The 6,129-nt window shown below is 69.3% G+C and carries 7 protein-coding genes; 2 read left to right on the forward strand and 5 right to left on the reverse strand.

Annotated elements, in window-relative coordinates; all coding sequences use genetic code 11:
* Window positions 1–45: 45 nt before the first annotated feature.
* The 4 genes from HCK04_RS39845 to HCK04_RS39860 all read right to left on the reverse strand — a co-directional run bounded on the left by HCK04_RS39845 (window position 46) and on the right by HCK04_RS39860 (window position 3,243).
* Complete coding sequence (locus HCK04_RS39845) at window positions 46–636, reverse strand: dihydrofolate reductase family protein (protein WP_142652702.1); 591 nt, start codon at window positions 634–636, stop codon at window positions 46–48.
* A gap of 76 nt (window positions 637–712) precedes the next feature.
* Entirely contained in the window at window positions 713–1,480 is a 768-nt protein-coding gene (locus HCK04_RS39850; RefSeq protein WP_185949117.1) for an NAD(P)H-binding protein, read from the reverse strand.
* On the reverse strand, window positions 1,477–2,739 hold the full coding sequence (locus HCK04_RS39855) for a patatin-like phospholipase family protein (RefSeq protein WP_142652703.1): 1,263 nt from the start codon (window positions 2,737–2,739) through the stop codon (window positions 1,477–1,479). The genes HCK04_RS39850 and HCK04_RS39855 overlap by 4 nt, the downstream gene beginning before the upstream one ends.
* 90 nt (window positions 2,740–2,829) lie before the next feature.
* Window positions 2,830–3,243: a VOC family protein gene (locus HCK04_RS39860; protein ID WP_240972268.1), complete on the reverse strand. Its 414-nt coding sequence runs from the start codon at window positions 3,241–3,243 to the stop codon at window positions 2,830–2,832.
* A gap of 86 nt (window positions 3,244–3,329) precedes the next feature.
* On the opposite strand from HCK04_RS39860, the gene HCK04_RS39865 reads away from it, so the two are divergent.
* Both HCK04_RS39865 and HCK04_RS39870 read left to right on the forward strand, forming a co-directional pair.
* Window positions 3,330–4,220: a LysR substrate-binding domain-containing protein gene (locus HCK04_RS39865; RefSeq protein WP_142652704.1), complete on the forward strand. Its 891-nt coding sequence runs from the start codon at window positions 3,330–3,332 to the stop codon at window positions 4,218–4,220.
* A gap of 58 nt (window positions 4,221–4,278) precedes the next feature.
* Window positions 4,279–4,923 carry a hypothetical protein gene (locus HCK04_RS39870; RefSeq protein ID WP_142652705.1) on the forward strand — a complete coding sequence of 215 codons (645 nt, stop codon included), beginning with the start codon at window positions 4,279–4,281 and terminating at the stop codon, window positions 4,921–4,923.
* Window positions 4,924–5,052: 129 nt separating this feature from the next.
* Here the strand turns inward: HCK04_RS39870 and HCK04_RS39875 are convergent, their stop codons facing one another.
* Window positions 5,053–5,661, reverse strand: coding sequence for a hypothetical protein (locus HCK04_RS39875; protein ID WP_168066668.1), 609 nt, complete (start codon window positions 5,659–5,661; stop codon window positions 5,053–5,055).
* Window positions 5,662–6,129 lie beyond the last annotated feature (468 nt).

The raw sequence follows: 6,129 nt of genomic DNA on the forward strand, positions 1-6,129 counted from the left end.
CCACGAAGCACCCTGACCCCCCGAAGCACCCTGACCCATGAAGCCCTACTCGACGGCCCGGCGGTAGGTGCACACCTGCACGCCGGTGCCGCCGGTGGCCGCGAAGACGAGTTCGAACCTGCGCCGCAGGCCGCCGTCCGGGAAGATCGTCTTCCCGCCGCCGAGGAGCACCGGCATGACGATCAGCCGGAGCTCGTCGACCAGGTCCTCGTGCAGGAGGGTGCGCACGAGGCTCGGGCTGCCCATGACGACCAGGTCGCCGTCGCCCGTGTCCCGCAGTTCGCGGATGCGGGCGACGGCGGTGTCGCCGGGGATTCGCGTGGTGTTCCAGGTCATCTCGTCGTCGCCCAGCGTCTCGGACACCACGTATTTCGGCATCGCGTTCATCTTGTCGGCGAACGGGTCACCGGCCCGCCCCGGCCAGGCGGCGGCCATGTTCTGCCAGGTCCGGCGGCCGTAGAGCAGCCCCTCCGCCTTGCTCACCGTGGCGTCGAAGGCGCCGCCGACGGTCTCCGGGTCGAAGAACGGGTGTGTCCAGCCGCCGTGCGCGAAGCCGCCGTCGGTGTCCTCCTCGGGACCGCCCGGTGCCTGCACGACGCCGTCCAGGCTCATGAACTCGATGACCACGATGCGCATGACGCTGCTCCTCTGTGTCCGCGGGCCGTCGTCGGCTCCGTCGTGACTCCCACGGTGTCACCGACAAATAAAATTGTCAAGACAACGCAATGCTTCGGATATGCGAGGCGACGGTGACCGGGGGCCGGCCGAGCACCCGTTCGAGATCATCGGTCTGCTGCTCCAGCAGCCCCGCACGTATCTGCGCGTTGATCCAGCTCATCGGGCCAGGCCCGGCGTCGGGCACCTCGCGGTAGGGCACGCCGAGCGCCTCGGCCACCTCGGGATGGGTCCACAGCGGCCCGGTGAAGTCGTACGCCCGGCCCAGATGCCCCTCACCGGTCAGCACGTTGGCCGCCGCCTCCGCGAGATCCGAGCGGAACGCCGTGTTCAGGCCGCGCCCGCCCGTGCTGCCGGTGATCTCGCCGTCGACCACCCGGGGGACGAACGCGTCGCTGTAGAAGGGATGGCGCAGGAACGTGTACGGCAGGCCGCTGCTGATCAGGGCCTGCTCGGTCGCGTGATAGGCCTCCGTCATGCCGGTCGCGCCATCGCCGGCCCCCAGGAAGCTGGTGAAGACGACCGCGCCGACGCCGGCCTCCTTGGCGGCGGTCACCGCGTTCAGGTGCTGCCGGATCCTGCGGGGAGTGTCGAGCTCCGGAGACGAGATCAGGAGGAGACGGGCGGCCCCGTCGAACGCCTCGCGCAGGCTCGCCGGGTCGTCGTAGTCACCGCGGCGTGCCGGCACGCCCTCGGGTGCGCGTTCGAGGTCGCGCACCGCGGCCACCACCTCCGTCGTACGGGTGCGTAGGGACTCGATGACGAGGCGGCCGAGCGCGCCGGAGGCGGCCGAAATAACGATCATCGGCCAAGTAGACTCCCCGCTGTCTCGGCCCTGCCACTGGTTTTCCGGCCACTGGTTTTCCGGCCACTGGTTTTCCGCGCACTGCTTCTCGCCGGGGGACGGAAGCGGGCGCGGTAGTCGTCCCAGTTCCAGGTGGTCAGGAAGGCCGCCCCGGCCGTCCGGCCGTTGAGATAGAGGTCGAGCTTCTGCCGTTCGTCGAGGCCGAAGTCGACCACCCCCACGCTCTCGGTGTCCACCTGGATGGTGCGTGCCCTGACCCAGGGCTGGTCCAGGTACGTCTGGTCGTGGCCGACGATCGCGGTCCCGACCAGCGACGCCAGCAGCCGCAGCGCGGGCAGGTGCGGAGCCCCGGCGAGCGGCAGCCTGAGCGTGTCCTCCCGGAACGCGGGGAGCAGCTTGACCCCGAACGTCGGCCAGCGCGGCTGCTCCCCGTCGGTCCGGTCGAGCGTGTCGATGGGGAAGTTGGACAGCACCCCGCCGTCCACCAGGGTCGACACCAGCCCCGTGCCGGGATTGGTGATCGTGACCGGCTCGAAGAAGAAGGGGATCGACATCGAGGCGCGGACCGCGTCGGCCACCCGCTGCCTGCCGGGCTCCGCCACGCCGTACACGCTCCGGTAGTCCCACGGCAGGCGCACCAGCCGGCCGAGGGTGACGTCCGTGGCCGTCACCACCAGGCTGTAGCGCTGGTCTTCGCCCATCCAGGGCGCCGGGTCGTCGAGCGCCAGGTCGTCGAACGTCTCGACGCCCAGGCCGGCCAGCTCGTTGCCCAGCCACTCCCGCAGGTAGTCGCCTTCGAACACACCCCGTTCGAACAGCAGGGACAGCAGCGAGAACCCCCTGCCGACCAGCGGGACGCGCTCCACGGCTGACGCGTCCCTGAACCTGCGGTAGTCGACCTGGAACAGGAGGTCGCGCATGCGCTCCGGCCGCATCCCGGCCGCGGCCAGCGCTCCCACCACCGCCCCCGCGGAGGTGCCGGCGACCCGGGTGCCCGCGGCCCGTCCGAACCGATAGCCGGCGGCGTGCAGCTCGTGCAGCGCGCCGACCAGACCGACGCCCTTGACGCCGCCGCCCTCCAGCACCAGGTCGGCGCGCTTGTCCGTCCCGCTGTTCGCCCTGCTGTTCGCCCTGCTGTCCGTCTCGTTGCTCGCCCCGTGGTCCGTCCCGTTGCTCGCCCTGTCGTTCGCCCTATCGTTTGCCCTGTTGGTCGCCCTGTCGTTCGCCCTGTCGGTCGCCCTGTTGGTCGCCCCCGCCATCGGTGCCCGCCCTTCTTCCGGCCGTCCTCACCCGGATCTACCGCGTTCGGACGGCCGGGGCCCCGGCGCCGCACCGTTGCGACCGAACCCTCATTCCTCCTTGTCCTGCTCCCTGTCCTGGGGATACCAGCGCAGTTCGATGACGTTGCCGTCGGGATCCTTCAGATAGACCGAGGTGGCGACGCCGCGCGCGCCGAACCGGGGGCCGGGTCCGTCGATGACGGTGAAGGCGCCGGAGTCGATGACCTCCTGCCAGTCCAGCGGCTCGACGACCAGGCAGAAGTGGTCGACGTTCGGCTCGCCGCGCTCGCCGCGCAGCAGGTCGATGATGGTGTCCGGCGACACCCGCACCGAGGGGAACGGCACCTTCCCGGCCCGCCACTCGTCGACCCGCACCGGTTCGAGGCCGAGGACGTCGCAGTAGAACGCCAGCGACCGCTCGACGTCCGCCACGGTCAGCACCAGATGATCGAAACCCTTGACGCGCATGTTCGTTGTGCTCATGGATCCAACGATGCTCGTCGCGGCGGCCGGCACCAAGACCTGATCACGCTACGATCGTTGACTCCTGTTCAACGATCGGACTTCACATGCTCGAACGGCACGAGATCGAAACGTTCCTGACGCTGGCCGAGGAACTGCACTTCGGCCGTACGGCCGAGCGCCTGGGGGTCACGACCGGCCGGGTCAGCCACGTGATCAAGAAGCTGGAGCGGCGCATCGGCGCGCCGCTGTTCGAGCGCACGAGCCGGGTCGTCCGCCTCACCTCGATCGGGCGGCAACTCACCGACGACCTGGCGCCCCTGGCGGCCCAGATGGAGGCCGCCGTACGCCGGGCCGTCGAGGCGGGCCGCAAGGTCACCGGCCGGCTGCGCGTGGCCTTTCTCGGCGAGTGGACGGCGCCGGTGCTGCTGCGGGCCGTCGCCCTGTTCACCGAACGCCATCCGGACTGCGAGGTCGAGGTCCAGGAGGTGCAACTGTCCAACTCACGGGCGAGCCTCGTCGACGGCTCGGTGGACGTCCTCATCGCCTCCTATCCCTTCGACGGCATGGCCCGCGGGCCGGTCCTGCTGCGGGAGGCCCGCGTGCTGGCCGTGGCGGCCGGGCATCCGCTGGCCCGCGAGGAATCGGTGTCCCTGGAGGTCCTCGGCGACCACCCCGTGGTGCAGTACCCCTCGGTCACCTCCGCCGAGTTCAAGCGCGACCGTACGCCCACCCACACCCCGTCCGGCCGCCCCGTGCCGCAGGGACCGGCGGGCGGCACGTTCTCGGAGATGCTCTCCCTCGTCGCCATGGGCAAGGGGGTGCTGCCGGTGGGCGAGCACAGCCGCACGTACTATCCCCGCCCCGACATCGCGTACGTGCCCATCCGGGACGCGCCGCCGATCGAACGCGGACCGGTGTGGCGGGCGACCAACACGACCGCGCGCGTACGGGAGTTCGTGCGGGCCGCGGCCGATTCGGCATCGCCTCTTCTATAACAGGTTGCGGTTGCGGTAGAAGATCACTAGTACCATTTCTCCTCTTTTCGAGGTACACGTGAGAAAGATCCTCCGAGTGGCCGCGGCCCACACGTTCGCCGCCGCCGCCGTCTTCACCGCTCTGTCCGCTCCCGCGAACGCCGACACTCCCGAGAGCGACGCCCAAATCGCCGCCGAGTGGCAGACCGCCTGGGACACCTACCACTTCACCGACACCACACCGCCCGCGCCCGGCTCGGGCCGGAGCCAGATCACGAACAGCATCTCGGTCGACATCGACTCGCCGATGCCGCTGACCTTCAACAAGTACTCGAACTTCAACAACCACATCGGCAAGAACCCGTTCCTGAAGCGGGTCATCACGCACAAGGAGTGCAAGAAGGGCTCCACGACCTACCGCAACCTCACGGCGATCGAAGAGATCCCGTACGAGGGCACGATCGTGGTCAGCAAGACCCACGCGCAGCAGCGGCTCCACCGGAACGGGTTCTACTACGAGACCGACAGCTGGTCGGAGCCCAACGTGGTCACGCACCAGAAGATCGACTTCAAGGCGCTGCCCGGCGGGAAGACCCGCGTCACGGAGAAGCTCACCTTCGAGGCGGACTCCTCGCTGATCGACTTCGTCGCCGCGAACGGCACCGCCTCGCACCAGCAGTTGCAGCAGGCCCTCAAGCAGGCGATCGAAAGCGGCGAGCTCTGATCCCCGCGCATCACTGAAAGACGGGCGTCTTCCCTTTTCGCGGGAGACGCCCGTCCCCTGTCAATGGCCGGTTCAGCGGCTTCAGCGGCTTATGACTTGCGGCTTGTGGCGTTTGTAGCTCTTGCGACCTCAGTGGCCGACACTGCGGCCTCTGTCCTCCGCGGCCCGCAGGTTCTGGTTGATCGAGCAGTTATCGATACCGCCCCTGCAGTTGCCACTGAGGGAGTTGGTGAAGACGCTGACGCTCGACACCTGCTGCACACCGGCGAAGTCGACGGCGCTGTTGCCCGCGGGAGCCTGCACATTACGCCTGCCCATGTTGAGCTGATAGGGCGGGCTGCTGATCGTCGGCGCGTTGGCGGTGTTCATGCCGGACGTACGCTGCGTACCCCCGCCGCCCCTACCGTGGCCGAAGCCGCCGCCGTGACCGCCACCCCCATGGCCGCCACCCCCGTTACCGCCGGCTCCGAAGGCGGCGAGACTGGCGTCGAGGCGAGCTCCGCCGTTACCACGGCGCTTGCCCTTCTTGCCCTTGCCGTTCTTACCCTTCTTCCCCGCGATCTTCTTAGCCGCGATCTTCTTGGCCGCGCCCATCTTCGCCTGGCCGTTCTGGCCGAGCGCGTGCGGGGCGTGGCCGGCGGCCGGGACCGGCGCCGCCAGTGCCTGAGACGCTGCCACCACGCTCGGCATCACGATGAGGAGCGCGGCGACAGCCATACGCCGGGCGGACGCCGCCACGACGCGGGTTCTCCCTGCCCTCTTGTCGCCCATCCGTCCACACCTGCCTTTGCTTTGGTACACAAGCGACGCATCCGTCCCATACCCCGCGCTTCGTCTCTCTTCTCCCACTGGTGCGATGTGCTGTGTGGTTGCTGATGCCTTTTTTGCGCTGCGACGTCGCGGCAACGCTGCGCTCTCAAGGCGACGCTGAGCCCTCGGGGCGATGCTGTTGAACGGGCCGGTGTCCGCCGGGCCGGTGTCCGCCGGGCCGAGCCGCCACATCACCGCGCCGCCTACAGGGGTTACCGGCACGCGACCGGCCGCGCTCCCAAGTTCGCCAAGCGCAACGCCCATCCGGCGTCGGCACTGTGTGACCAGTGGTGTCGGCAAGATGTGATCGGCCCCGCCATCACCCTGCCCCGCCACCGCGCCACCTCCGTCGTTCGCGGCGATCGATCCACTTCTCCCCTCAGTCGTGTAGTCGTG

The sequence above is a fragment of the Microbispora sp. CL1-1 genome, assembly GCF_012034195.1.
In the GTDB taxonomy this organism is placed as follows: Bacteria; Actinomycetota; Actinomycetes; order Streptosporangiales; family Streptosporangiaceae; genus Microbispora.